The organism is Caloramator proteoclasticus DSM 10124 (assembly GCF_900129265.1).
Lineage (GTDB): Bacteria > Bacillota > Clostridia > Clostridiales > Caloramatoraceae > Thermobrachium > Thermobrachium proteoclasticum.
This window is the reverse complement of sequence record NZ_FQVG01000111.1, coordinates 1-1533: the sequence shown is the minus strand read 5'-3', so window position 1 is coordinate 1533 and position 1533 is coordinate 1. Positions and strand designations below refer to the sequence as shown.

General features: G+C 30.3%; 3 protein-coding genes. All 3 read right to left on the bottom strand.

Features of this window, described 5'->3' with window-relative positions:
* Window positions 1-124: 124 nt before the first annotated feature.
* Entirely contained in the window at window positions 125-490 is a 366-nt protein-coding gene (locus tag BUB63_RS13090) for a hypothetical protein (RefSeq protein WP_073250466.1), read from the bottom strand.
* 34 nt (window positions 491-524) lie between these two features.
* Window positions 525-1145: a hypothetical protein gene (locus BUB63_RS13085; RefSeq protein WP_073250463.1), complete on the bottom strand. Its 621-nt coding sequence runs from the start codon at window positions 1143-1145 to the stop codon at window positions 525-527.
* A 154-nt stretch (window positions 1146-1299) separates the two neighbouring features.
* Window positions 1300-1533 (bottom strand): terminase TerL endonuclease subunit (locus BUB63_RS13080; protein ID WP_242947388.1); only part of this gene is annotated, 234 nt, incomplete at its 5' end.

Here is a 1533-nt window from a genome sequence, read left to right as displayed (position 1 = left end):
CTATCCGAAATCGGTGCTGCTCTTGCTTCAAATATTTTTGATAAAAAAGGTATTCGCATCAGTTCACCTCCTAAAAATGGGTATAAAAAAAGCACCTGTCAAAGGTGCTAACTTCAAAATATTTTTAAGGAATGTTTTTAAGTAAAAAATATGTCATTCCCTTTATTTCCTTACCATTTTTTTCGTATCTTCCAAATCCCCACACATCATCTCTTTTAATCATTAAATCAAAAAGTATTAATCCAAAAAACAATCCAGCTGCTTCAGCATTTTTATCGCAAGCATTATATATTGGTTCAAAAACTGTCCCAGTCCAGTTATTCCCTGGAATCCAACTTGAAGTATGAATATCATTCCCATTAATTCTACTATTTAATTCATTTACAATAGCAACATAATCTTTGTCAGATAATTTTTTCATCCACGCTTTAAATTCTTTCTCATGCGGAATTTTATTTACATATTTACCAATATCTACCGAATATAACATATTTATCTCCACCTTTAACTAAAGTTGTTCGATTTTATAATTTGCTATTTTTTAATCGAATTAATTCTATTGCAGCTTTTAACTTTCTATCTGGATCTATCGATTTTAATTCTTCTTCTAAAACAGCTAATGCTTCTGTAAATAAGTTATCCAGCATTTCTATTTCTTCTTTTTTAATTAATTGTTTTTTCCCTAAAATTTCATCAAGCTCTGTTTCTTCTAATAAATTAGGATATTGAGAAATTGTATTTCTATTATTCAATAATTTTTGCAGACTGGTAGGTAGTTCATTAATTAAAATTCGATTTTTCCATTCAACTTTTCTTCTATGACACATTCCATCCTGATCATTATCATATTGTTGTTCATACACATATTCACCAACAATACCAATATAAGCCCAACCTTTTTCCTTTATTATTACAATATCTCCATCTTGCATTGTATTGACAAATGCATTAACTTGACCTAAAGCATATCCTAACTCATGACCTGTATAACCATACCTTTTAATTAATCTTTGCTTTATCTCATCTTTATCTATACCATGCAAATCTCCTATGCCTGGCCAGCCAATACACACAAATCCTTCTTCTATAAATTGTTTAAACCTTTGAATACCATGGGGTTTTGTTTTCATTTGAAAAACATTCATATTTTACCCTCCTTTTATTGTGTAACTCTTCGTCACGATTCATTAATTTAATTATATAATCAAAGCAAGCGTCTGTCAATCATTATTTTCGTTTGGATTCGTTACACTTCTTTATAATTTGGATATAAAACTGTCGAAGGGTAAAATTTATATTTTACAACACTAAAATCCCCCTATCATCATAAACAGACCCTGTGTTTTGATTCCTTAAAGCCCTATCAAGTGCCATAATTAAAGCCACAGCACCATCAATCTTTTCTGTTGATTTTTCTTTATCAGGCTTTATGTTTCCTGCAGGGTCAGTCTTTATATAAATATTGTCCATCATCCATCTTAATACCGGGTTGCCTCCATGAGCTATCTTTTCTTCAAGTGTTAACTTCATTAA

Coding starts and splice junctions, on each gene's coding strand:
- BUB63_RS13085 (WP_073250463.1), bottom strand. CDS start 1,145: ATGAATGTTTTTCAAATGAAAACAAAACCCCATGGTATTCAAAGGTTT.
- BUB63_RS13090 (WP_073250466.1), bottom strand. CDS start 490: ATGTTATATTCGGTAGATATTGGTAAATATGTAAATAAAATTCCGCAT.